Here is a 21,955-nt window from a genome sequence, read left to right as displayed (position 1 = left end):
GAACTTGCCGACTCATTTACAGGCTAGCCCTATAAGCAGAGTCCCAGCACCCCGTCCGGAACGTTATTTAGTTCTCCTGGTCCATGGGTGCCGCCAGTCGGTAGCCAAATCCGTGAACCGTCTCGATCCAGCGAGGCTTTGCTGCACTATCGCCCAGTTTCCTCCGCAAATTGGCGATGTGCACCTGGATCACCTGTTCATCCGGCGCACGGTCCAGGGCGTCGTCCGCGCTTTGCCCCCCACGCATCGACTGGGCAAGGTCTTCCTTGCTCAGAACCACCCGTCCGTTGATGAGGACGGTGTACAGCAGCTCAAACTCGGAGGCGGTAAGTCCGCGGACTTCCACCCCGTCCACACTGACCGTCCTGGTGGAGACATGCAGGTGCAGGCCGTTGTGGGCCAGGGACTCAGGGCCGTCCAGAACATCAGTTGGCGCGTCCGGGGCCATTGGGGGTGCCGGCTGCAGGGACGAGGCCGTCAGGTGTGGAGTGTCGGTGCGGAGCCGGGGCCGGCGCAGCAGTGCCTCCACCCGGTACCTCAGCTCGCGGGCGCGGAAGGGTTTGGTGAGGTAGTCATCGGCGCCTGCCTCCAGGGCCAGAATGGTGTCCAGTTCCTGGCTGCTCGCGGTCAGGATCAGCACGTAGGCATTGCTGAAGGTCCGGATGCGCCGGGTCACTTCGAATCCGTCGATGTCCGGCAGTCCGAGATCAACCACCACCACTTCGGGGCTGTGTTTATTCACGGCGTCAACCCCGGCCTGCCCATGGTCGAATGCATGGATGCCGAATCCTGCCTCACGCAGGATCCCGGACACCACAACACTGATGTCCGGATCGTCCTCGACAACCACTACCGTCCCGCGCTCCAACAATTCCCCCGATCAAATCCTTGGCCAAACCCGGCTGATTTCCGCAGACAACAAATTCCAAAACTTAATGTGCCCGCGTCCAAGGTCTTTTTGGCCCTTTTATACGGTAGTAGGCATTCGAAGCCGTTCATGTGGCGGATGGGTCCAAAGTTATGCAACTCACGCAATTCGCCATTTCCGCCCATCCCCTCTCCTGCACTGGCGCGCGCCGGACCTCCATCGAATTGCAGACTAGGGGCATTTGCCGGGGACGGCCCCCGTAGTGGCTACCTGTCTTCCGGGAGGGGACTACTTGCCCCCGCGCGCACTCGCACCACGAAGCCGCAGGTCACCGGCAGTTTACCAATGGTAAGCAGGGTTACTACTCAAGGAAAGTAGATGACGGGGAGGACGGGGAAGATGGCGCCTACCTGCCCTGGCCCCATCCCGACAGGGCCCTCCGCGCCCACGTTCCGGTTGCTGGGTAATTGCTGGGAGCCGTTGCAGGAGGGGGTAAGGAATGGCCAATTTGAATACTTGTGCATTTTGAGAATTGCCGTGGTTCAATGGCCACAGTGTCCCACGACACAATGAGGCCCAACGAGCACCAGGAGGACAGACAGTATGGCTGGAATCAACGCGAAGTTCGACAAGGAATATCTCGACAAGGGCATTGATGATCTGGCCAAGGCGCCGGTCGAGGCCCTGAAGGGTCTGTCCGAGAGCGACGCACAGAAGCTCAAGGAGGCCCTGAATATCAAGACCGTCAAGGATCTGGGCACCAACAAGTTCTTCATCTGGGCGCACTCGGTCGCCAAGCTCGCGGAGTAGCGCACCCCCTCGCAGTTCGAAGCAAAGCCCCTGGCCTCCACCAGGGGCTTTGCTGTTTCACCCCCCAGCCGGCGTTCCGACCTCCTCCACATCCCGAAGTTGATTACCTGCCCATGGGGGTGGTTCCTTACAGTGGAGGGTGGCAACTGTAAAGGGAAGGGTGGCGACTGGCATGAGCGCTCCGTTCCGCGTCCCCCGGGCCATAGCCTTCACCGCCTCCATGCTGATCCTTGCCGCAGGGGCTCACGTTATTGCAGGGGGCCTGTTGCCGCAGCCGGCCATCGTCGCAGGAATCGTGGCGCTGGTCCTGGCGCCGGTTACGATCCTGTCAAAGACCAAGATCAGCATGCCCGCGATGATCGGCCTCCTGGGCTCCAGCCAACTGGTCCTGCACTGGGCTTTCGACGCGTTCTCGGTGTCCGCATCGTTCACTCCCACCGCCGGCGGCCACATCCATGACGCCTCAGCGGTGTCCCCTGCGGCCGCGGCCCTGATGCCGGAACATGCCGCCGTACCAGGTGCCCTGATGCTGGCCCTGCACGTCGCGGCAACCCTGGCCACGGCGTTGGTCCTGGCCAAGGGCGAAGCAGCCGCCTGGGCCTTGGCCGCCTGGCTGCGGCCACTTGTCCGGATCCTGTCCGCCGCCGCCATTCCTGAATGGCCGCACCTTCCCGCGCCGGCCGCCGTCGTTATTCCTTTCCGGTGGCGGAACCTGCGCCTGCCTGCGCTGCGCGGGCCGCCGGCCTTCCACGCCGCGATCTAAAGCGGCTCCCGACTTTCCGCGCCGTCCCCACCTGCCCCCTGGCAGGCGTGGGCGGGCCGCGTTGTCCCTGTATTTCTGCGCCGCCGCCGTACGCGGTCCTTTTTGGCGCACCCCTTGGAAGGCTTGCTTTGAACACCTCATTCCGCCGTACCCTCAAGACCCTCACCGCCGCCGCTGCCGCCGCGGGAATCATCGCCGCAGGCGCCAGCGCCGCGTCCGCCCACGTCAGCGTGGACCCGGATGACACCGGCGCCAATGGCTACTCCCACCTGACGTTCAACGTCCCCAATGAATCCCCCACAGCGAAGACCACCAGACTCGAGGTCACGCTGCCAACCGACACGCCCTTTACCTCCGTCTCGGTGAAGCCCGTGGAGGGTTGGACGTCGCAGGTGATCACCGGCGACCTGCCCAAGCCCGTCACGGTGTCCGGTACCACGGTCACCAAGGCGCCCACCTCCGTGGTCTGGACCGCCGACGAAGCCCACCAGCTGGGCCAAAACCAGTACCAGGCGTTCTCGCTGTCCGTGGGCCGGCTGCCCGCCGCGGGTACCAAGGTCACCCTGAAGGCGGCCCAAAGCTACACCGACGGCAGCGTCGTGAAGTGGGACGAAGAGAGCGCTGAAGGGCAGCCGGAACCCAAGCATCCGGCCCCGTCCTTTATAACAACGGCCGACGACGACGCTGCCGCCGGCACTGCGTCGGCGGCGCCCAGCTCCGAGGCAGTGACCCGGACGGCCCAGGATTCCAGTGATGCCACGTCCGTGTGGGGCGTGGTCCTGGGTGCGGCAGGCCTGGTGCTCGGCGCAACAGCACTGGGGCTGGTCCTGGCCGGCCGCCGTACCCGCGCCGCCGGCAAGTAGATTGGGGAACATTGTGAAGACGACGCCTACCCACACTCCGGCGGCCTGGCTGGCCAGGATGCTGCTGCCGTTGGCCACCGCCGCGTTCCTGCTGGTTTCTTCAGCACCGGCCCAGGCGCACGACGCCCTCGAATCCAGCAACCCGGCCAACGGGTCCACAGTCAGCGCGATGCCGGCGAAGATCGAACTGACCTTCGACCACACCCCCATCGCCATCAACTCAATCGTGCGCGTGGAGGATGCCAGCGGTACCGACCAGGCGGACGGGCCGGTGCAGATCGTGGACAACCAGGTCAGCCAGGCGGTCAAGCCAGGCGCTCCACAGGGAAAGTACAAGGTGGTGTGGCGGGTGGTGTCCTCGGATGGCCACCCCATGGAGGGGACTTTCACCTTCACCGCCGGCGGCCCGAATGCGGCGCCGGCGGCGGCACCGACGGCCAACGCCACGGTCGCCGACACGGGGCTTCCCGCGCAACTGGTTGTAGTGGGGGTAGTCGCCGCCGTCCTGGTCTTCGGCCTGGTTGTGGCCGGGATCCTGATCCGGCGCAAGCTGCGGAATCCGGCAGACGAGGGCTGAGCTTGCCCGGCGCCGCCTGGGCGCCTTGAACCACGCTCCGAACCAACATATGCTGTGGGTCAACCTATGTTCCCCTGCATGGAAAACTGCCGGGGTTCGGCCATTCACAAGGAGTTGGATTCACGTATGGGTACGCAAGGTGCGCCTGGACACGATGAAGCGTTGGAACGGACCCTCACCGCGTCCAGGGCCCTGCTTGGACTGGTCGCCCGCTCCCTGGCAGGAGTAGCGGACGCCGTCACGCTTCCACAGTTCCGTGTCCTGGTGCTGCTGGCTTCCAGGGGGCCCGCCCGTATGGGCGATCTGGCACAGCTCCTCGGTGTCCACCAGTCAAGCTTCAGCAGGACCGCGGACAGGCTGGAAACGGCGGGGCTGCTGGTGCGGGAACAGAGCCCCGGCAGCCGGCGTGAAGTCATGGTCTCCGCGACCGCACAGGGGCTGCGGATCGTGGAGGACGTGACACAGGCCCGGCGCCGGGAGATCGCCCAGGTGCTTACCGGCCTGTCGCCGGAGGAACAGGCAAAGGTTGCCGCCGGTTTTGAACTGTTCGCCCTGGCCGCCGGGGAGCCGTCCGCCGCCGAGAGCCTTTTGCTGGGAATCTAGGCCCGGTACAGGTTCCCGGCGGCCCGCATAGGAAGAGGCACGCCATGTGGGAGGAACTGACACTCACGCCGCAGCAGGCCCTCGAAGTGGTGCTGTCCACTGTCGGGATGTACCTTGCGCTGGTGGTCCTGGTCCGCATGCTGGGGCAGCGGGTGCTGGCACGCGTGGCAAGTTCAGACCTCGCCACCATCGTGGCGTTGGGCGCCGTCATTGGCCGGGCGGCCCTTGGCTACACACCTACGCTTGGGGCCGGCCTCCTGGCCCTGCTGAGCCTCTTCGGGATGCAGGCCGTCACGGGACAGCTGAAACGATGGCGGGTGGCTGAGCGCTTTCTGCAAAACCGCCCGGTACTGCTCATGTCGGGCGGCACCATCATCCACCAAAACCTGCACAAGGTGCACCTGACCGAAGCTGACCTCTGGCCCACTCTCCGCCTGGCGGGAGTAAGGAACCTGGACGAGGTGGCCTGCGTTGTCCTCGAAACCACCGGGGAAATCAGCGTACTCAGGCTGGGCGTGGACCTTGACCCGCGCATCCTGGCTGACGTTCCCTGGACGGACAGCCAACCAATTCCGGAAGGGCCTCAGAAACGAGCCCGCGGGACGGAGCACGCAGGGCCTTCTGCGACGATGGTGGCCAGGGCCGGCCACGGGGGCGTCCACCACTTGTTCTCCGTTCACCACCGGCACGTATCCGCCCGCGTACGGCGCGGCTACTACATCGCAGCCGGGGCGCTGGTCCTGGCGGGCGCGGCGCTCTTCGCCCTCACCCTGTGGGGTGTCGTCCACAGTGATGGGCTGAGTGCCTTGGACCAACCCGTCCGGCAGTGGCTTCTTTCGCACCGGTCGGATGTGCTGACCGCGGCCATGACGCCAGTGGCGCGGGTGTTTGGGCCGGTGGCCATGCCCATCATTGTCCTGGTGGTCGCCGTCGCCTGGACCTTCGCGGAAAGGCATGCGTGGCGGCCCCTGCTTTTCGTCGGAGCAATGGTGGCCGGCGTCATCATTTCGCAGATCATCCTGCCCATGGTCCAACGGTCCCGGCCGCCGGTGGATGCCATGCTCCTGGAACCCGACCCCAGCTTCTCGTTTCCCTCGGGCCATGTGTTGGGCGCATGCGACTTCCTGCTGGTCCTGGCATACCTCGTCACATCACGGCGCCAGGGCAAGCGCCTTGCGGGGGCCCTGTGGTCCGTGGCCGCGGTGCTCGGCATCGGGCTGGTGACCTTGAGCCGACTGTACCTGGGGTATCACTGGCTGACCGATGCGTTTGCCTCCATGTTCCTGTCCCTGGCGATTATTGGCGCGGTCATCGCGTTGGACACCTGGCGCACTGTCCGGGTTGCCGGGGAAGCACGTTCATCCCCCGGTTCCGCTGCCGGCACCGATCCGGAGTCTTCCCCTGGCAGGAGAAGGCACGAGCCTATTCGGCTTTTTCATCGAAGCTGAAGCCACAGGGTGCCGCCTGGACTGATCCGGTCACCGCTTGGTGACAGACTTCGATCCGGGACAGAACCTGGTCAACCCTTGCGTGCCTGGACCTCGGCGGCGCAGGCTTCCGCGTTGTCTAGCAGACGCCGCCGATCCGAAGCCGCGTAGTTGGCCGTGGCTATTGCGCTGCGCATGCGGTCCAGGTGGTCCATTACCAGGTCCCGGTAGCGGCCCGTCCGGTCACAGAACGCGACCTCCCGCAGGAGGTCCAGCAAACGCCCTGCCACGTCCGGATCCCCGGCGCCGTAGTACCTGGCCTGGTTTACGGCCAGGTCCATCAGTGCCGGCAGCCCGGGGAGCGACAGCACAACCCGTACCCGGCCGTCGTCGTCGCGGACCTGCTCCGGCCCGGGGTTCCGGTCCACGAGCCGGCACAGCAGGGCCGAGAGGTGGCCAAGGACGTGGACCGCCGTGGTGGGATCGTTGATTCCTGGTGACAAGGCACGCACGGCCACATCCACAAGCTGGCGGAACCCGTACCCGGCGTCCTGGACACTTGTGCGTTCAAAACCTGTGGCGACTGCCGCATTGATCTCGCGGCACAGCTCTTCCCGGGCGTCCGGGCCATGGCCGGCTCCCATTTCCAGCGGCCAGGCCGTGGCGAAAGGAACCCCTTCCACCAGGGAGCTCCCTGGATCCCGGTCAATCCGGACCACGGCTCCGAAGTTCACTGCGGCCGCCAGGAGCCGGTCCTTGTCCAGTGAGGTGAGGAACCCGGAGGATACTGCCGGTATGAGGAAACTGCCCGGCTGCGGGGCGGGCACGGCGCCTGCAACCCGCCGGTTCTTCGGGAACACGCGGTCGATGGTGTCCCGGGTTTCCCGGTCCACCCGGCGCATTATCGTCTCCACCCGTATCTCCCGGGCAAGGTGCGCCAGGAACAGCACCAGGCCCACCACGCTGGCAATGGCAAGCACAAATGCCACCGTCACCGAAATTTCGGGGACAAAGGCCGTGCTTCCGCTGACCTCGTCACGGACGCTGCGAAGGACCGCCAGGGCGAACGCGAAGGCCGCCAGGAACAGCGCCAAGGTGGCGTGGACAAAGCGGTCAGCGGTAAAAGTCCTTAAGAGGCGGGGCGAAAACTGGCTGCTGGCCAGTTGCAGCGTAACCACCGTCAGGGAGAAGGTCAGGGACGTCACTGTGATCAGGGACCCCGCGATAGCCTGCAGGACCGCCCGCGCCGCTTCCGCTCCCCCGCTGAACAGCACAACCCTGGCGCTGTCCGGCAGCTGTCCGTCGATGCCCGCATCCAGGGCCGGCAATGCAACCCCGGGTGCCACTGCGGCGGCCACCGCCAACACCGGCAAGGGCCACAACTGTGTCCGCAGAGCATCCAGCCAATGGGCCGCGCGTCCTTTCAACAAGGGCCTGAATTCAACAGCGCCGCCTGGACCATGGACTTACTTCTCCTCCGCCTGTTGCCGGACTGGGGTTTCAGTGCCGGGCAGGTACTTGCCGGCGCCGCTCGATGCCCCTCAGAGTTAGTCAGCCTAGTGGCAATAACTCATCCGGGCCCGGGCCTCGCGACAGCTGTTGCCCAGTCGTGATGACGCTCCGGCAATCTTGACAGCCTTGTTACGGCCGGAGCATCAAAACGGACCTACGGTTTAAAAGAAGTTGAAAGAAGCGTCGTTTACCCGGGTACGCGCCACAAAGCAGATTGCCCGGACATTACCAGGCACTGCGGCGCACGCACCAGAACGTATAGGGCCAGCCAACGGCCGGCCCCGGATCCCTCTTTTCCATGCCCGGATCCCAGCTCTCGAAGCTCTGGTCATCCGACGCACCTGCGCCTTCCCGCGCACCAAGCGGCAGGGCCTGCCAATCTCCGCGAATATTGTCCAGGAAGGAATCCTCCATGTCATCCAGCCGAATCATCCGTTTCCTGCTCTGCCTCCTTTTGGCGTTTGGCACGGCTTTAGGCGTCAGCGGGTGCTACAACTCCGGAGTGCAGAACTATAAGTCCGTTGCCCCTGGCGCCAACCTCGATCTGGCGGGACTCGAACTCCGGAGCATTTCCGTGGTCGCCGCCGCCAAGGAGCAGCCGGGCCGCCTCCTGGGCATGATCTTCAACCCTACGAGTGAAGACATCCGCCTGGTCATCAGGGACCGGGACAACCGTGTGGACTTGATAGTCCCGGCCAACGGACAGATCGGCTTCGACACGTCCGAACACATCCTCCAGAGCACCGAAAACCCGCCGGGCGCACGCACAGCCCTAACCCTCCAAGCCAAGGGCAAGAGCGAAGTCATGGATGTTCCGGTGCTTGATGGCACCTTGTCCCAGTACGCGCCCTATGTGCCCAAGTAGCCGCGCGCCGACGTAGCGCCTTAGCCCGGCACCCGATTCCGCCCAGGCGTCGAAATCCGAATCAGCTCGGGCAGCACCCCAGCCCCGCGTAGCGGGCCTTGAAGGTCGACCCAAAAGGCCTGCCGGCCGCACGCTTCGCCTCATCGGACCCGGAGGTCGGTTCTATGACGGTGGTCATCGTAAGCCCCTTTGGCTGGGGGAAACGGTCACCGCCGGCATTGTTTCCGGCCTCCACCGCAACATGCCGCCGTCCAAGGAATCACCCCTCGAAGCCCTGGCTCGGTCAAACACGCAGCCCTCGGTATCGTCCCGACTGACATCACACCCCAACTTGCCCAACGGTTCTCACTGCCCACCACGGCAGGAGCCCTGGAAGTCAGCGTGTCACAGGGCAGCCCGGCTGAACAGGCAGGCATGAAGGCGGGCGACATCAGCACGCCGTTCGCCGCTATAAAAGTCGGAAACGTCACGGATCTGCTCGCGGGCCTCAGAACGCAGGATCCGGGCCGGCCGGTGGCTGTCGACGTGCAGCGGGGCACGGGGCAACAGACCCTTCATGTTCCCCTTGTCAGCCTCGCCGGCAAGCCCTGACGCGAATCACGTGCGGTAGCGGTCAGCCCTCGCACTCGGTGCAGTACAGGTGGCCGTCCTTTTCCTTGGCGATCTGGGAACGGTGCCGGACCAGGAAGCAGGAGTGGCACGTGAACTCATCCTCGGCGGCGGGCACCACCACTACCGTGAGTTCCTCGGCAACGATTTCGCCGCCGGGGACGCCAAGCGCGTCGGCATCATCGGGGGCATCCAACTCCCGGACCACGCTGCGTGCATCCGGGGCGTTGGCGGATTTGAGGTCCTCGAGCGAACGGTCCTGTGTTTCCTTGACGTCGGTCCGCAGTTCGTCGTAATCAGCAGCCATGGTTATCCTCGTTTCCTTTGCAGTCCCGTGTGCAACGAACCCACCGCCGTTGTTGTTCCCGCCGGCCAGCTACCGCAGCATGGATGCCGGCGGCGCGGGAATGGACGTTCCCTGGTACCCGGCGGCGGCAGCGTCCATGAGGTGGCCCCACTGGGTGCCTGCGATGTCTGACCCGTTCACGCCGGCATAGTACTTCCCGTTGATCCTGATGTCCTGGTTGGCCCACTGGGGCCCGAAGCCTTTGTAGCTCCCGAACCACGAGGCGGTGGCGATTCCCGTGGTGGCCCCCACGGTCCAGGTCTGGGTGTTGCCGTCCGTGGTTCCGGTCTTGGCGAAAATGTCATGGTCCCGGTTGACGGGGATTTTGTAGCCGGAGCCCTTGACCAGGACGCGTTTGAGGGCGTAGGCCACCCCGGCGGCCACCTTCGGATCAATGGACTGGGTGCAGTTGCCCGAAGGAACAGGGTAGTCGTGGCCCTGGGCGTCCTTGACGGATTCCAGCGCGACCGGATCGCAGTGGACTCCGCCTGCCGCGAAGGTTGCATAGGCGTTGGCCATGTCCAGCGGCGCCACGTCCTGGGTGCCGATGAGGCTCGCAATGCTGGACAGGTCGTAGGGCTGGTTCGTGTGGCCATTCTTGACGCCCGCCGCCGTCGCCATCTTCTGGATGTTGCAGAAGTCCAGCCGCGTGGCGGTCTGGAAGGTGATGGTGTTGATCGACTGGTAGAGGCCCTGCAGGACGCTCATCCGGTAGTAGTGGTACGGATCGTCGTTGGGCAGCGGGGTTTGCCCAAGCGCTGGGTCATAGGAGCCGGAGGTGGTACCGCAGCTGTTCTTCCACGGGAAGCCTGCCTTGTAGACGCGGACCGACCCGTCCAGGACCGTGGCCATGGACCGGCCTGACCGGAGCCATTCGGCGAAGACGAACGGCTTCATGGTGGAACCGATCTGGAAGCCGCCCGCACCGTCCAGGAGGTTGCCGTTGGCGTCCTTCTCGGGCAGGGACAGGTTGCCGGTGTAGTTCCCCGGCGCTGCCGCCGGGTTGTAGTTGGTGTTTTGCGCCATGGCCAGCACCTTTCCGGTTCCGGGCTGGACGCTGACCAGGGCCGAGCCGCGCTGCAGCGGGTCGGTTGCCGGCAGGGCGGCGTTGACCTCCTTCTGGGCGACCTGCTGGAGGCCGGGGTCCAGGGTGGTGCGGATGGTGAGGCCGCCCTGGTCCAGGAGCTTTTGGCGGGCATCCTCGTCCGGCCCGAAGGCGGGGCTGTTGAGGATCAGCCGCTTGATGTAGTCGCAGAAGTAGGGGGCGGAGGCCGCGGCGGCGCAGCCCTGGACACTGAGGTGGACGTCCAGGTCCAGGGGTGCGGCCACCGCCTGGTCATGCTGGCCGGCGGTGATGCGCCCCTGTTCGAGCATCTTGTCCAGGACCACGTTCCTGCGCGCCACCACGTGGTCGGGATGGGTGAGGGGGTCGTAGTAGACCGGGCTGTTGACCACCGCGGCCAAGGCCGCCGACTGCGGCAGGGTCAGCTTGGCGGCCGGGATACCGAAGTACTCCTGGGCCGCGGTCTGGATGCCGTAGGCGCCGTTGCCGAAATAGACGATGTTGAGGTAGCCGGCAAGGATCTGGTCCTTGGAGTACTTCTTCTCCAGGGCAATGGCGAGCTTCATCTCGCGGAGCTTGTCGCCGATGGTTTTCGACGCCCCCGTGGTCACCTCGTCCGCGTTGCCGTTGGCGACCAGTGATTCGATGATGATGTTGTTGACGTACTGCTGGGTGATGGTGGACGCACCCTGGCGGCCGCCCTGGACCGTTACGGCAAGGGCCCGGAGGATGCCGGTGGGATCAATGCCCCCGTGCTCGTAGAACCGGGCGTCCTCGATGGAAATGATGGCATCCCGCACGAACGGTGACATCTTGTCCAGGCTGACGGGGACGCGGTTCTGTGAATAGAACGTGGCGATGACGGACCCGTCCTTCGCCAGCACCTTCGAATTCCGTGCCGGCGGATTCAGTTCCAGCTCGGCCGGGAGCTGGTCGAAGAAGCTGATGGAGCGGCCCGCAACCGTTGCCCCCACCGCGGTGGCGGGAACGAAAAGGCCCGCCGCCAGGATGCCGCAGGCTACGCAGACCGTGATGAAGGCCAGCAGTTTCGGTACCAGCGCTTTTTTCACGTGCATGCACATGTTTCCTTTGCTCGTTGGCCGCGCAAACGGAGAAGCACAGGTGGTTCGTGCTTTCTCCGCGTGCTCCAGTGAGCCTGCCCCGGCTTCTTGCCAGCGCAGCGTCCCCCTGCTTACATGTAGTAGTGCATATGTTATTTGCCAGCATACGTTCAATCCCCCACCCCGATGCAAATGGCAGCAGCTCCGCGCAGGCACCGGCATGAAGGCCATCGTGGTCGGTGCCGGCATCGCCGGACTCGTCGCGGCCCGCCAGTTGGGCCTGGCCGGCTGGGACGTTGAGGTGCTGGAAAAGTCCCAGGCGCCGCGGCCCGACGGCTACATGATGGACTTCTTCGGCCCCGGGGTGGAGGCGTCGGAGCGGATCGGCCTGTACCCCCGGTTGGCAGAGACGGCCTACCACATCCGGTCCGCCGACTACGTGGACACCGAAGGCCGCACCACCTGCAGCATCGACTACCTCCGGTTCTCCAAGCTGGCCGGCGGGAAAGTCCTGAGCCTGCTGCGCCCGGACATCGAGGCAGCGGCCCTGGCGGCGCTGGCTGACGTCCCGGCCGACAGGGTGCGGGTGCGTTACGGGGCACGGGTCGTCAAGGCACACACAAACGGGGAAGGCGCACACGTCCTCGTCGAAGATGGCCTCCGGCAGGAGACGGGCGCCGATGTGCTGATCGGTGCAGACGGCATCCACTCAGGGGTGCGCGCCGGCGTCTTCGGCCCCGAAAGGGACTACCTCCGGCCCCTGGGCATGCGGGCCGCGGCGTTCATCGTCACCGATCCGGCCCTGAATGCGCGCTTCCGGGGCCGGTTCATCCTCACCGACACGCTCAACCGCATGGCCGGGCTGTACGGCATCCGGCAGGACGAGGTGGCCGCCTTCCTGGTCTACCGGGACGCCGTGTCACCGGGGAAAGAGGCAGCAACGGCCCGCCAGCGGCTCCGCAGCGAGTTCGCCGGCCTGGGCGATGCGGTGGACAGGCTCCTTGACCTGTGCCCCGGGCACCCCTATGACGACACCGTGGCGCAGGTGGTCATGCCCCGCTGGCACACGGACCGCACAGTCCTGGTGGGTGACGCCTGCGGCGCCGTGTCGCTGCTGGCCGGCCAGGGCGGCTCGCTGGCCATCGCCGGGGCCGCGCTGCTCGGTGACATTCTGGGACCGGTGACCGGGACCAGGGGCATCGGCGCGGCGCTGGCGCGGTTCGAGCAGCAGTGGCGCCCCGTGGTGGAGGTGGCGCAAAAGTCGGGACGACGGACCGCAGCGACGTTCCTGCCCAGGAACAACACCCAGCGCCTGCTGCGCAGGTGGGTCATCCGCGCAACCCGCCTGCCCGGCGTCGATCAGTTGGTTGCACACCAAATCCTGCGCAGCATCGCCAAGTAGGGCGCGCCCAAGGGCGGTCAGCCCGTGCCGGACGTGGTCTGGGGCGTCGCGCCGGCGCCGGGGTCCACGGTGGGTTCCGTTGTGGGGTAGTCAACGGACGACGTCGGCTGCCCGCCTTCCCCATACTGCCCGGCCGGCGCCGTGGCCACCCCAGTCGCGGCAGGGTCCGGAGCGAAGGTTTCTGCCGGCGCCCCTGCCGGAGCGGACTGGCCGCCCGAGGCAGCCGAGGAGCTGGGGGTGGGTCCGCCACTGGGGCCGGCCGTCGCAGGAGACGTTGCCCCGGAAGAACCCCCGGCAACCGATGACCCCTTGACGATGGCCGTGATCTGTTCCTTGTATCCGTTGAGTGTGGTCTGGATGTCGGAGAGCGGCACGTCCTGGAGGTGGCGGCCGTACTCGGCGATTTGCGCCCACAGCGCCTCGAGCTGCTGTTTACTGTCCCCGTCCAGCGGCCCGTCGAGCGTCAGCACCAGCTGGCTGGCCAGGGCGTACGCGAGGCAGTCCAGGCAGTTGTAGTTGGCCGCCTGGGAGAGGTTCTCGGGGACAATCACGTCCGTCTGGCCCACTACAAGCACTACCTGGAACCCCACGGCCACCGCCGCGCAGCCCGAACAGTTGGCGAAGGCATAGGCCTCATTGGTGGTGGTGACGGGCTGTCCATCCTCGGCCCACACCAGGGCGAAGGCCACGCTGTACTGGACGGAACCGTCGGTGGTGTTCACGGCGAGGGCCTGGTTTCCGTCGCCCTCCGGAGCAGCCGGCCGGTCGAACGGGAACACCCAGGAGGGCGCCGGAGCGGCGGAACCGCCGGCTGACGGCGTCCCCGGCGGAGCCGAACCAGCCGGTACCAGCACCATGCTCAGCTGCGGGTTGTCCCGGGTCGGTTTCGCAGCCCCGGCAGGCCACAACGCAACGGTCCGCCCGGCAGCGCCCTGCCGCAATGCCCCGCCGTCGCGTGCGGGAAGGACCGCCCGGGTGGCATCACTGAGCGTCCCGCGTTCGTAGGCCTGCACCGGGCGGTACGTCCCGCCGTCGGGCCACCACGCCCAGGCGAGTCCCGCCAGCAGGACCCCGACGGCACCCATGGCCACGATCCGCTGGGGAACCTTGCCGCGGGTCTTCTGCCACAAGCCGGTGACCAGCTGCCGCAGCAGCCGCACCACGATGTACAGCACGCCCAGCACCGGGACGGCCACCACAACGATGGCCAGCGCCCGCACCGTCACTCCCAGGACGTCGCCCGCAGACAGGCTCGCAGCCAGCGCCTCCTGCTGTTTGCCCACGCTGGCCCACCCGGTGGCCAGTAGCCGCGGCAGGGACAGGACCATCATCACCATGCTGAACAGCAGCACCGGCACCGTGACCAGGACCCAGACGGTGACCACTGCCCGGGCCCACGGTTTCAACACCTTGCTTTCCGGGTTTCCCCACCGCCACGGAAGGATCCCCAGAAGGGTCGGCTTGATCCGCTGGAACAGGTCAGGCACCCCGGTGGCATCCGCCAGGATGTGGTAGCCGTCGTATTTCACCAGCGGGATCAGTTGCCGGACCATCTGCAGGATCTGCGTGACCACCACCAGCAGGAGCGCGTCGAAGCCGGTGGCCCACCACAGGCCCATGATGGCCACCGCCACGATGGCGTTGAAGTACAGCCCGCCCAGGTCGGTGCGGATCCTGCCGCCGCGGCCCAGCCGGTAGGAGTCCGTGACGTCCGTGAAGAACGCGGGCCACAGCAGGTACAGCCCGGCGCCCATGGCCCCGGGGGTGGCCCCGCCCTTGCGGGTGGCGGCGGCATGGCCAAATTCGTGGAACCCTGCGGAGAGGATGGTGACCGCGAGAATCAGCAGCAGGAGGGCAGGCTGCTCGAAGGCCTCATGCGTGGCCGAGCCCAGGCCCTTGACCATGAGCACCCACCAGCATGCGGCAAGGAACGCGGCCGTCACGGCCGCCACGATCAGCGGGTGGAACAGCACGGCGAACGGTGCCGTGATCCTGCGCGTGCGGTCGGGATCGGAAACGACGTAGCGGAACCGCAGGCCCAGCAGAGGGTTCGCCTTCCTGACCTCCGGCTGGCTGCCGTCGGCACGCCGGAGCAACCCCATCGGCAGCAGCTGGGAGTCCATCAACGTACGGACGTTGTCCGCGCTGACCAGCCGCCCGGAGCCCTCGCTGACATGCCGGGCGATGGCCTCCAGGTCCCGCGTGCCGTCGGCGCCCTCCAGCACCAGGTACAGAAGCCGGGTCAGCTGCAGGGTCTGGCCGTCGGCACGGCGCACCAGGGCCGGCGGCTCACGGTAGCCGGAACCCTCCGCCGTGCCAAGAAGCTGCACACCGTCGGCCAAGGCAGGACGGTGGGCGCCCGCCGTCGTGACGGCCTGGCCCGGCGGCTCCTGGGCAAGGGCAGCGGGTGACGACGGCGGGCCCGCCTGGGGAGGCGTACCGCCGTGGGTGTGGGTCATCTGCGCTTACTGCTGCAGGTCGGACTGCTGGCCGGCAGCAGCGTTGGCCTCGCCGTCGATGTGCTGCGAGATGGTGGCGCTCTGGTCCGAGATGGCGTACGCCTGGCTGTCGATGGAGCCGATGTTGGCGGCCACGGCCGCATCGATGGGGGCCGCAACGTTGGCGTTGGCCGCAACGGCACCATTGATGGGAGCGGCGATGGCGGCGTCGGCGTCGAGGTTGACGTCAACGTTGAGCAGGTTGCCGTTCAGCGCGCCCGCTGCATCGGTCAGCCCGCCGGTGCTGGTGGGTTCGGAGACGGTTCCCGTGGAATCCGTGGTGCCGCCGTCGGTAGTGCCGGTGTCAGCGCTGCCGTCGCCTTGGCCGATCACGCTGTCCTGGGTGGAATCAGCGTTCGCGTCGGCCGTGATGCCCTGGTCAATCGCTGCGTCCTGGCTGGACAAAGCCTGCGCGTCGGAACCGTAGGACAGGATGTTGGCTGAAGCGGCGGCATCGATGGGCGCGGCCACGTTGGCGTTGGCGGCCACGGCCAGGTCGATCGGGGCCGCAGCGTTGATGCCCAGGTCCAGGTCAGCGTTCAAGTCCAGGACGGAAGCGACTTCCTTGTCCGGCAAGGCTGTGGCCTGCTCGGACATCAGTTCTTCATCAGTCAGGGGACGCATTTCGTTGTCCATTATGTGAGACCTCCGGTGCCGCGCGGGTGCTCTGCCCCCAGCGGGCAGCCCGCGCCCCACAATGGTAAGCATGATTAGTAGTTTTGCGAAGATCATTCGGGGCAGCGCAGGCGGGCGTTAAGGTTTGTGGCATAAGTTGAGCCCATGCACCTCTTCATCCTGGCCGCCTCCGCCGCCACGGTCCATCCGGTAACCGGCCTGCTGCCCGGATGGATGGATCCGAACCAGTTCCTCCGTGATCCGGCCCTGGCCCCGTGGCTGGTCCTAATCGTTTGCGCGTTCCTTTTCGTGGAGACGGGCCTGCTGGTGGGGTTCTTCCTGCCCGGGGACTCCCTGTTGTTCACGTCCGGTCTGCTGGCGGCAACGGGAACCATCCAGGTCCCCGTCGCGGTTTTGGCGGGCTCCGCGTTTCTTGCCGCGCTCGGCGGGGACCAAACCGGGTACCTCATCGGCAGGAAGGCGGGGCCGGCTGTCTTCAACCGGCCCGGGTCCAGGCTCCTGCGCGGCGAATACGCTGACAAGGCCCATAACTTCTTCCTCAAATACGGGCGCCGGTCCGTGGTCCTGGCCCGCTTCGTGCCGATTGTGCGGACCTTCCTTCCCGTGACCGCAGGCGTGGGAAAGATGAGCTACCGGGCGTTCCTTGCGTACAACGCGGTGGGCGCCCTGCTCTGGGGCGTCGGCGTCACCTTCCTGGGTTTCTGGCTTGGCCGGTACGACTGGATCGGGGCCAACATCGACCTGATATTCGTCGGGATCGTCCTGGCGTCCTTCATCCCGGTGGGCATCGAGCTGCTCAAAAACCGGCGGCGGAAACGCAGCCAGTAATTCGGAACCGCGGCAGGGTGATCATCCGGGGCGCGGGGTGGGTAAGGTCTGATCATGATCCAGGTCGCGGCCGTGTCCGCACTGACGTCCTACCATTGGCTGGGGATTCCCATCGCCGCAGCGGGCGCCGTCCTGCTCGCCCTGGGAACGCTGTTCCAGCACCGGGCTGTGGGAGACCAGCCGGCCGCCACCGGGCGCAAAGCCGGCAGCATGGGCGGCGGACGCCTTCAGGCACTGGTCCGGAAACCGGCATGGCTGGCCGGGACGGCGATGCTGGGCGCCGCGATCCTGCTCCAGCTCACCAGCCTCCGGTTCTCGCCCCTGATCGTGGTGCAGCCCATCGGTGCCGTGGCCCTGGTGGTGACCACGCTGGCCACCGCCCGGATGACCCGCAGGTCCCCCGGGCGCCGGGCGCTCACCGCCGTCGCCCTCTGCGTTGGCGGGGTGGGGATCTTCGTTGCCGTGGCGGCACTGTCCGCGGAGGACGTGGAGATCAGCGACAGGCACCTGGTGACCATCCTGATCGTCCTCGCCGTGGTCCTGGTGTGCGTCGCCGTGGCCTATCTCCTGTGGCGGCACAGCTCGCACGCCGTGGTCTTCACCGCCGGCGCCGGGATCCTGTTCGGGTTCGTCGCGGCGCTAGCCAAGACCGTGATCGCCCGGCTGTTCCAGGGCGACTTCGAATGGCTGTCCCTGACCTGCCTGGCGGGGCTGGTCATTGCCGGGCTGGCCGGCAGCTTCCTGGTCCAGAACGCCCACACCCGGGGATCGCCCGAGCTCGTGGTCGCCGGGCTGACCGTCATCGACCCGCTCGTCGCCGTGGCCATCGGCATTACCATCCTGGGTGAAGCGGACGCAGCACCGCCGCTGGCCATTGTCCTGTTCCTCCTGTCGGGAGCCATCGCCGTCGCCGGAGTCCTGCTGCTGGCCACTGTCAAGAAACCGGCCGCGGTGGAGTCCGGGCACACTCCGGGCTGATCCGGCGGCGCTGGCAAGCAGAGGCCGGAGCCAAAGACCTATTCGTGCTCGCGGACGTACTCTTCAGGGCTGACGTCCTGGGGTTCAATCCCCGCGGCATGTTGTGACTCGAAAATGCTGAAGGCGAGGCCAAGGCGGTGCCGCAGCTCCAGGGACGCGTGCTGCCGGAAATCGGTCAGGCCTTCACGCTCCTCCTCTGCCATGTGGTCGCCGTTGGCTTCATTGGCCTTCGCCACCGCCGCCCACCACTCCGGTGTACCCGTCGGGTGCTTGGAAACGTCAGCGATGGCATCCCGGATTTCGTTGTGGTCGTGGATCGCGTCGGTGGTTTCGTCCTCGGCCGAGTCCTTTCCGCCGGCGCCCTTCCCCAGTTCCAGGAGTTCCGGGTAGAAGAGCTCCTCCTCTGCCTTGGCATGGACTTCCAGCAGGATGCGCATGCGCTTCCACACCGCTTCCAGGCTGGATGTTTCGCTGGCATGCATTTCATCGAGCAGGGCGAACAGGCGCCGCTGCTCGTGGTGGTCATTCAAAATCACTTCAACGATGTCCATGGGGGTCCTCTCGGCGGGCTGGTAGCTATGCACTAATCCTTACCCTCACCAGTCCTTCTTCCACCAGCGCACCCTGCAAGTGATGGATTCCCAGCGCATTCCCAGCCAGCAACCACGGATGCGGGCCGCCCGGTGGGTACGTCTTCGCTAAGACGCTGACAAGAACCACGCAGGGAGGACGAGACATGGACGCACTGCCGCTGGCGGTACTGCTCCTGATTTTCGCCGGTGCCGCGGCGGTGATCTGGGTGGCCGGCATCCAGCTGTCGAAACAGACGGACGTCCTTGATGACCGGCTCCACCTTGGTTCGGCCCTGGGCGGGCTGATCCTGCTGGCCATCGCCACCAACCTGCCGGAGATCGCCATCACCGTCAGCGCTGCCCTGTCCAACAACATCGGCGTGGCGGTGGGAAACATCCTGGGCGGCATCGCCATCCAGACTGTGGTGCTGGTGATCCTGGACGTTTTTGGAACCAAAGGCACCGATCCGCTCAGCTACAAGGCGGCGTCCCTGACCCTGGTCATCGAAGCCGTCACGGTCATCGCGGTGCTGGGCGTGGTGATCGCCGGCAGCCAGATGCCGGGCTCGCTGGTGGCGTTGCACCTGACCCCTGCCGCGGTGCTGATCGCCGTGATCTGGATCCTTGGGCTTGTCCTGGTCCAGCGCTCCCAAAAGGGGCTGCCCTGGCACCAGCAGGGCGACGCCCCGGGCGGGCAGGACGAGCCCAAGGGCCACTCCAAGAAGAAGGCCGCAGATAAGAACCGGCACATCAGCACGGCTAAGTCAGCCCTGATCTTCGCCGTGGCGGCCCTGGCAACCTTGGGGGCCGGCGTCGTCCTTGAACGCAGCGGTGACGCGATCGCCGGGCATATCGGCCTGTCCGGCGTCCTGTTCGGCGCCACTTTCCTGGCCCTGGCCACCTCCCTTCCCGAGATCTCCACCGGCCTGGCGTCCGTGAAGCAGGGCGACTACAAGCTGGCCTTCAGCGACATCTTCGGCGGCAACGCGTTCCTCCCGGTCCTGTTCCTGGTGGCGGTCCTCATCACCGGCAAACCGGTCCTGCCCCAGGCCCAGGCGACGGACATCTACCTCACCGCCCTGGCGATCCTGCTGACCCTGACGTACCTGCTGGGCCTGCTGTTCCGTCCGAAAAAGAAGCACCTGGGCATGGGCATGGACTCACTGGTGGTCCTGGTCCTGTACCTCGTGGGAGTCGCCGGACTGTTCGCCGTCGCCACGATGTCCTGACCGCCGCAGGCACGCGCCCCGTCAGGACGTTTGCGACGCCGCCGCGGACGGATCCAGGTCGGCGAGCGTGAGCGGGCGGGCAGGTTGGTCCGGGAACGGAAAGGTGCAGGTCACCGCCAGGTCCGGACCAACGTGCACCAGCTCCCCCGGCGCCAGCGGACGCCAGCCGGGATTGTGGTCCATGGGTTCGGTGGCAAAGAGCACTGAACGGGATCCCGACAGTTCGGTGCTTCGCGAGTGGATCCGGTGGCTCCGCGCATCCAGCGGTGCCGCCGGGGCCGGCTCCGCCGACGGGTCGCGCTCCAGGATGAACAGCGGGTGGGTTGCCGGGTAGCGGAGCGCCCAGAGATCGGTGGCCGTGGTGACGATCAGGTTCAGGGCCAGGACGGGAAGCTCCGCGGCGATCCAGCCCACGGCGCGTGCGATTCCTTCCGCCACGTCCCCGCCCGCCCGGCGGCTCTCCCCCGTGATCAGGGCGAAGAGGCGTTCGCTGTCGGTTTGGCCCTGCACCAGGCCCGCCACCCCCAGAGCAGACAACCGCGCATCGAGCCGGTCCAGCCCGTGGAAGGCGCCATTGTGGGCGAACAGCCGCCCGTCCTGCTCGAACGGGTGCGTGTTCACCAGGGTGTGCGCGCCCGTGCTGGCGTACCGGACGTGGGCCAGGAAGGTGGTGCTCACCAGCTGCCGTGCCTCCCGGGCAAAGGCGTGATCCTCCCATGCGGCGAGTGGCCGTTTGCTGACCCGCGCGCCGCCGTCGGCCTCAAACGTGCCGATCCCCGCGCCATCGGGCTCCCTCCTGCTCTGCTCGGACAGGCTGTCCGGGGCGTCCAGCAGCCAGAAGGTGGCGCGGACGGGCCGGGACCCTGCGTGGAGCCCGAACAACCGGCACATGGACACTCCTTGGACCAAGCTAGTGGTGGAATGCTTCCTTCTGCTGCTCCGTGGGCATGGGCGCCGTCAACGCATCCAGGTAGGCCACTTCCTTCTGGAGGTCGGCCAGGAAGCTGGCGGCCAGGTCGCGGGTGAAGCCGTTGCGGACCACGATCCGCTGCACCGTGATGCCGCTGAGCCCGTCGGGCAGCGGATAGGCCGGGACCAGCCAGCCGTTCATGCGCAGGCGCTCGGAGAGGTGGTGCAGGTTCCAGTTGCGGGTGTGGCCGTCGGTGAGCTGCCAGGCGAAGACCGGGATGTCGGACCCGTCGCTCCAGAGGGTGAAGGCGTCCATGGCGCCGATCTCGTGGGACAGGTACCGGGCCACGTCGCGGCAGCTGGCCTGCACGGACCGGTAGCCGGCAAAGCCCAGCCGGAGGAACAGGTAGTACTGCAGCAGCACCTGGGCGCCGGGCCGGGAGAAGTTCAGGGCGAAGGTGGGCATGTCGCCGCCCAGGTAGCTGACGTGGAACACCAGGTCCTCCGGGAGCGCCTTCTCGTCCCGCCACACGATCCAGCCCAGGCCCGGGTACACCAGCCCGTACTTGTGGCCGGAGGTGTTGATGGAGGCAACCCTGGGGAGCCGGAAGTCCCACACCAGTTCCGGCTGCAGGAACGGCGCCACCATGGCCCCGGACGCGCCATCCACATGGATGGGGATGTCCAGGCCGGTGCTCGCCTGGATGGCGTCCAGCGCGGCGGAGATCCGTTCCACGGGTTCGTAGGCGCCGGTGTAGGTGACGCCCATGATGGCCACCACGCCGATGGTGTTTTCGTCGACGTACCGTTCCAGGTCGTGGCCGTCCAGCGTGGGGTGGTCGGCGGACACGGGCACGTAGCGGGCTTCCACCTCGAAGTAGTTGCAGAACTTCTCCCAGCACACCTGCACGGCGGAGCTGAGGACGATGTTGGGTGAGTCGGTGGGCTGCTTGGCGGCACGACGGCGGTGTTGCCACCGGCGTTTGAGCGCCAGGCCACCGAGCATGCACGCCTCGGAGGAGCCAATCGTTGAGGTGCCGACGGCGGCGGCCGGGTCCGGGGCGTTCAACAGGTCCGCGAGCATCCGCCAGCACCGGGTCTCGATCAGCGCCGTCTGCGGGTATTCGTCCTTGTCGATCATGTTCTTATCGAACGTTTCCGCGTAGAGCTGGGAGGCTTCCCGCTCCATCCAGGTGCCGACGAACGTGGCCAGGTTCAGGCGGGAGTTGCCGTCCAGCATCACCTCGTCGTGGACCACCTGGTACGCGGTGCCCGGCAGGGACTCCCCGTCCGGAATGGTGAAGCGGGGGAAGATGGTGGACTCCCCCGGCCGGCTGAAAAGGGGGTTTAGCTCAACGCTCGCCCCGGGCTCATGCCGTGCGCTCCGGTGTGACCTGGCCATGTCTGCTTCCTTCGCCCGCCGTCGTGGCAGGCTTGCGCCTGCCGTTGCAGATCCGCTGTTCCCAGCACTCCGTATTATTCATGCACCCGGGGAGAACGGCAGCAGTCACTGTGGCCCCGGCGCGTCAGGACGTA

Annotated in this window: 22 protein-coding genes; 12 read left to right on the top strand and 10 right to left on the bottom strand. The window is 66.6% G+C overall.

Annotation, left to right across the window (positions count from 1 at the left end; genetic code table 11):
- Positions 1–67: 67 nt before the first annotated feature.
- Positions 68–871 (bottom strand): response regulator transcription factor, encoded by an 804-nt coding sequence (locus ACWRN3_RS14375; protein WP_476741061.1) that lies wholly within the window; start codon positions 869–871, stop codon positions 68–70.
- Positions 872–1,471: 600 nt separating this feature from the next.
- Between ACWRN3_RS14375 and ACWRN3_RS14370 the strand changes: the two genes are divergently transcribed.
- The 6 genes from ACWRN3_RS14370 (at position 1,472) to ACWRN3_RS14345 (ending at position 5,932) form a co-directional block, all read left to right on the top strand.
- Positions 1,472–1,678 carry a hypothetical protein gene (locus ACWRN3_RS14370; RefSeq protein ID WP_159631017.1) on the top strand — a complete coding sequence of 69 codons (207 nt, stop codon included), beginning with the start codon at positions 1,472–1,474 and terminating at the stop codon, positions 1,676–1,678.
- A gap of 172 nt (positions 1,679–1,850) precedes the next feature.
- Entirely contained in the window at positions 1,851–2,441 is a 591-nt protein-coding gene (locus ACWRN3_RS14365) for a hypothetical protein (protein ID WP_324642835.1), read from the top strand.
- A gap of 128 nt (positions 2,442–2,569) precedes the next feature.
- Complete coding sequence (locus tag ACWRN3_RS14360; RefSeq protein ID WP_476741060.1) at positions 2,570–3,304, top strand: YcnI family copper-binding membrane protein; 735 nt, start codon at positions 2,570–2,572, stop codon at positions 3,302–3,304.
- Positions 3,305–3,317: 13 nt separating this feature from the next.
- Positions 3,318–3,881 carry a copper resistance CopC family protein gene (locus ACWRN3_RS14355; protein ID WP_476741059.1) on the top strand — a complete coding sequence of 188 codons (564 nt, stop codon included), beginning with the start codon at positions 3,318–3,320 and terminating at the stop codon, positions 3,879–3,881.
- A 126-nt stretch (positions 3,882–4,007) separates the two neighbouring features.
- A complete protein-coding gene (locus ACWRN3_RS14350) occupies positions 4,008–4,484 on the top strand; it encodes a MarR family winged helix-turn-helix transcriptional regulator (protein WP_255173039.1) in 477 nt (158 codons plus the stop codon).
- A 44-nt stretch (positions 4,485–4,528) separates the two neighbouring features.
- Positions 4,529–5,932, top strand: a complete 1,404-nt coding sequence (locus ACWRN3_RS14345; protein ID WP_476741058.1) for a phosphatase PAP2 family protein — start codon at positions 4,529–4,531, stop codon at positions 5,930–5,932.
- Between the two features lie 71 nt (positions 5,933–6,003).
- On the opposite strand, the gene ACWRN3_RS14340 is transcribed toward ACWRN3_RS14345, so the two are convergent.
- Positions 6,004–7,338: a DUF2254 domain-containing protein gene (locus ACWRN3_RS14340; protein ID WP_476741124.1), complete on the bottom strand. Its 1,335-nt coding sequence runs from the start codon at positions 7,336–7,338 to the stop codon at positions 6,004–6,006.
- A gap of 310 nt (positions 7,339–7,648) precedes the next feature.
- Positions 7,649–7,837: a hypothetical protein gene (locus tag ACWRN3_RS14335; protein ID WP_476741057.1), complete on the bottom strand. Its 189-nt coding sequence runs from the start codon at positions 7,835–7,837 to the stop codon at positions 7,649–7,651.
- Between ACWRN3_RS14335 and ACWRN3_RS14330 the strand changes: the two genes are divergently transcribed.
- Together ACWRN3_RS14330 and ACWRN3_RS14325 are read left to right on the top strand one after the other, a co-directional pair.
- A complete protein-coding gene (locus ACWRN3_RS14330) occupies positions 7,836–8,288 on the top strand; it encodes a hypothetical protein (protein ID WP_476741056.1) in 453 nt (150 codons plus the stop codon). The genes ACWRN3_RS14335 and ACWRN3_RS14330 overlap by 2 nt on opposite strands.
- A gap of 189 nt (positions 8,289–8,477) precedes the next feature.
- Positions 8,478–8,879: a PDZ domain-containing protein gene (locus tag ACWRN3_RS14325; protein WP_476741055.1), complete on the top strand. Its 402-nt coding sequence runs from the start codon at positions 8,478–8,480 to the stop codon at positions 8,877–8,879.
- A 22-nt stretch (positions 8,880–8,901) separates the two neighbouring features.
- Here the strand turns inward: ACWRN3_RS14325 and ACWRN3_RS14320 are convergent, their stop codons facing one another.
- Both ACWRN3_RS14320 and ACWRN3_RS14315 read right to left on the bottom strand, forming a co-directional pair.
- A complete protein-coding gene (locus ACWRN3_RS14320) occupies positions 8,902–9,204 on the bottom strand; it encodes a DUF4193 domain-containing protein (protein WP_255173045.1) in 303 nt (100 codons plus the stop codon).
- A gap of 69 nt (positions 9,205–9,273) precedes the next feature.
- Complete coding sequence (locus tag ACWRN3_RS14315; protein WP_476741054.1) at positions 9,274–11,382, bottom strand: transglycosylase domain-containing protein; 2,109 nt, start codon at positions 11,380–11,382, stop codon at positions 9,274–9,276.
- Positions 11,383–11,587: 205 nt separating this feature from the next.
- Here ACWRN3_RS14315 and ACWRN3_RS14310 point away from each other — a divergent pair, with 205 nt between their 5' ends.
- Positions 11,588–12,769, top strand: coding sequence for an FAD-dependent monooxygenase (locus ACWRN3_RS14310; protein WP_476741053.1), 1,182 nt, complete (start codon positions 11,588–11,590; stop codon positions 12,767–12,769).
- A gap of 17 nt (positions 12,770–12,786) precedes the next feature.
- Here ACWRN3_RS14310 and ACWRN3_RS14305 read toward each other — a convergent pair whose 3' ends face one another.
- Positions 12,787–15,228 (bottom strand): zinc metalloprotease, encoded by a 2,442-nt coding sequence (locus tag ACWRN3_RS14305; RefSeq protein ID WP_476741052.1) that lies wholly within the window; start codon positions 15,226–15,228, stop codon positions 12,787–12,789.
- Between the two features lie 6 nt (positions 15,229–15,234).
- Positions 15,235–15,891: a peptidoglycan-binding protein gene (locus ACWRN3_RS14300; RefSeq protein WP_476741051.1), complete on the bottom strand. Its 657-nt coding sequence runs from the start codon at positions 15,889–15,891 to the stop codon at positions 15,235–15,237.
- A 156-nt stretch (positions 15,892–16,047) separates the two neighbouring features.
- On the opposite strand from ACWRN3_RS14300, the gene ACWRN3_RS14295 reads away from it, so the two are divergent.
- Both ACWRN3_RS14295 and ACWRN3_RS14290 read left to right on the top strand, forming a co-directional pair.
- Positions 16,048–16,731 (top strand): VTT domain-containing protein, encoded by a 684-nt coding sequence (locus ACWRN3_RS14295; protein ID WP_476741050.1) that lies wholly within the window; start codon positions 16,048–16,050, stop codon positions 16,729–16,731.
- A 54-nt stretch (positions 16,732–16,785) separates the two neighbouring features.
- Positions 16,786–17,709 carry a DMT family transporter gene (locus ACWRN3_RS14290; RefSeq protein ID WP_476741049.1) on the top strand — a complete coding sequence of 308 codons (924 nt, stop codon included), beginning with the start codon at positions 16,786–16,788 and terminating at the stop codon, positions 17,707–17,709.
- Between the two features lie 38 nt (positions 17,710–17,747).
- On the opposite strand, the gene ACWRN3_RS14285 is transcribed toward ACWRN3_RS14290, so the two are convergent.
- A complete protein-coding gene (locus ACWRN3_RS14285) occupies positions 17,748–18,260 on the bottom strand; it encodes a hemerythrin domain-containing protein (RefSeq protein ID WP_476741048.1) in 513 nt (170 codons plus the stop codon).
- 185 nt (positions 18,261–18,445) lie between these two features.
- Between ACWRN3_RS14285 and ACWRN3_RS14280 the strand changes: the two genes are divergently transcribed.
- Positions 18,446–19,510 carry a sodium:calcium antiporter gene (locus ACWRN3_RS14280; RefSeq protein ID WP_476741047.1) on the top strand — a complete coding sequence of 355 codons (1,065 nt, stop codon included), beginning with the start codon at positions 18,446–18,448 and terminating at the stop codon, positions 19,508–19,510.
- Positions 19,511–19,531: 21 nt separating this feature from the next.
- On the opposite strand, the gene ACWRN3_RS14275 is transcribed toward ACWRN3_RS14280, so the two are convergent.
- Positions 19,532–20,401 (bottom strand): class II glutamine amidotransferase, encoded by an 870-nt coding sequence (locus ACWRN3_RS14275; RefSeq protein ID WP_476741046.1) that lies wholly within the window; start codon positions 20,399–20,401, stop codon positions 19,532–19,534.
- A gap of 19 nt (positions 20,402–20,420) precedes the next feature.
- Positions 20,421–21,821 carry a glutamate decarboxylase gene (gad, locus tag ACWRN3_RS14270; protein WP_476741045.1) on the bottom strand — a complete coding sequence of 467 codons (1,401 nt, stop codon included), beginning with the start codon at positions 21,819–21,821 and terminating at the stop codon, positions 20,421–20,423.
- Positions 21,822–21,955 lie beyond the last annotated feature (134 nt).

This window comes from Pseudarthrobacter sp. rb, assembly GCF_056389225.1.
Note: the sequence above shows the minus strand (reverse complement) of the source record. Positions and strands in the feature narration are given on the sequence as shown.

What these genes read in the sequence shown, in the direction of transcription:
- ACWRN3_RS14370 (WP_159631017.1), top strand. Translation starts at nt 1,472, where the DNA reads ATGGCTGGAATCAACGCGAAGTTCGACAAGGAATATCTCGACAAGGGC.
- ACWRN3_RS14365 (WP_324642835.1), top strand. Translation starts at nt 1,851, where the DNA reads ATGAGCGCTCCGTTCCGCGTCCCCCGGGCCATAGCCTTCACCGCCTCC.
- ACWRN3_RS14350 (WP_255173039.1), top strand. Translation starts at nt 4,008, where the DNA reads ATGGGTACGCAAGGTGCGCCTGGACACGATGAAGCGTTGGAACGGACC.
- ACWRN3_RS14345 (WP_476741058.1), top strand. Translation starts at nt 4,529, where the DNA reads ATGTGGGAGGAACTGACACTCACGCCGCAGCAGGCCCTCGAAGTGGTG.
- ACWRN3_RS14330 (WP_476741056.1), top strand. Translation starts at nt 7,836, where the DNA reads ATGTCATCCAGCCGAATCATCCGTTTCCTGCTCTGCCTCCTTTTGGCG.
- ACWRN3_RS14335 (WP_476741057.1), bottom strand. Translation starts at nt 7,837, where the DNA reads ATGGAGGATTCCTTCCTGGACAATATTCGCGGAGATTGGCAGGCCCTG.
- ACWRN3_RS14320 (WP_255173045.1), bottom strand. Translation starts at nt 9,204, where the DNA reads ATGGCTGCTGATTACGACGAACTGCGGACCGACGTCAAGGAAACACAG.
- ACWRN3_RS14315 (WP_476741054.1), bottom strand. Translation starts at nt 11,382, where the DNA reads ATGCACGTGAAAAAAGCGCTGGTACCGAAACTGCTGGCCTTCATCACG.
- ACWRN3_RS14310 (WP_476741053.1), top strand. Translation starts at nt 11,588, where the DNA reads ATGAAGGCCATCGTGGTCGGTGCCGGCATCGCCGGACTCGTCGCGGCC.
- ACWRN3_RS14305 (WP_476741052.1), bottom strand. Translation starts at nt 15,228, where the DNA reads ATGACCCACACCCACGGCGGTACGCCTCCCCAGGCGGGCCCGCCGTCG.
- ACWRN3_RS14300 (WP_476741051.1), bottom strand. Translation starts at nt 15,891, where the DNA reads ATGCGTCCCCTGACTGATGAAGAACTGATGTCCGAGCAGGCCACAGCC.
- ACWRN3_RS14295 (WP_476741050.1), top strand. Translation starts at nt 16,048, where the DNA reads ATGCACCTCTTCATCCTGGCCGCCTCCGCCGCCACGGTCCATCCGGTA.
- ACWRN3_RS14290 (WP_476741049.1), top strand. Translation starts at nt 16,786, where the DNA reads ATGATCCAGGTCGCGGCCGTGTCCGCACTGACGTCCTACCATTGGCTG.
- ACWRN3_RS14285 (WP_476741048.1), bottom strand. Translation starts at nt 18,260, where the DNA reads ATGGACATCGTTGAAGTGATTTTGAATGACCACCACGAGCAGCGGCGC.
- ACWRN3_RS14280 (WP_476741047.1), top strand. Translation starts at nt 18,446, where the DNA reads ATGGACGCACTGCCGCTGGCGGTACTGCTCCTGATTTTCGCCGGTGCC.
- ACWRN3_RS14275 (WP_476741046.1), bottom strand. Translation starts at nt 20,401, where the DNA reads ATGTGCCGGTTGTTCGGGCTCCACGCAGGGTCCCGGCCCGTCCGCGCC.
- gad (WP_476741045.1), bottom strand. Translation starts at nt 21,821, where the DNA reads ATGGCCAGGTCACACCGGAGCGCACGGCATGAGCCCGGGGCGAGCGTT.